This window comes from Collinsella sp. Sow4_E3, from assembly GCF_052116285.1.
In the GTDB taxonomy this organism is placed as follows: domain Bacteria; phylum Actinomycetota; class Coriobacteriia; order Coriobacteriales; family Coriobacteriaceae; genus Collinsella.
On record NZ_JBQKLJ010000095.1, the window covers coordinates 1 to 570 of the forward strand.

Here is a 570-nt window from a genome sequence, read left to right on the forward strand (position 1 = left end):
AGAAGTCTCGTGGGCTCGGAGATGTGTATAAGAGACAGGGCTTGAGGATTGGATGAAAAGATTTATTACGGATGCCCATTCCAGTCCAGGATCCATCTCAAGCCAGCAAGCATCCTCGTCTATTCTTATTTCAGTAGCTAGAGATCCCTTCCTTGCTAATTCGTTAAAAAGTGAAATATACTTTAGCAAGGTTGATCGTGACAGACTTGTTTCTTCCATTAACTGCTTGAGATACATTTGATTAGGAGAAGCCTTTAAGATCAGTAGGAGGCGATAAACATTGGCTTCAGCTTTTTCAAAAATAGCGGCTAGTTCCATTATACCTCCCTTGCTGAGGCACTCATCAAAAGGGCCTTATGAAGATGGTAGAAGGGATTGGTCTGCCCTACTGTCATTAGAAAATCTTGAAAAGCAATCTCCAAATCTGTCATACCCAATCGGATCGGCTGCACCAAGCACTGGAGAAGATAAGAGCAATCCATAGCTGATAAGAGTTGAGCTCCAAGGAGTTGACCAGTTTCCCTTGATACAATCAGTTTCATTCTAAGTTCTTCTCCCCGGTCATGGGTC

At 43.0% G+C, this 570-nt stretch carries 2 protein-coding genes; both read right to left on the reverse strand.

Annotated elements, in window-relative coordinates; genetic code table 11:
• The coding region (locus ACTQ48_RS11425) for a hypothetical protein (RefSeq protein ID WP_441571037.1) at positions 1–318 on the reverse strand (318 nt) is incomplete at its 3' end.
• A partial coding sequence (locus ACTQ48_RS11430) for a hypothetical protein (RefSeq protein ID WP_441571039.1) occupies positions 318–570 on the reverse strand: 253 nt, incomplete at its 5' end. The genes ACTQ48_RS11425 and ACTQ48_RS11430, both read right to left, overlap by 1 nt.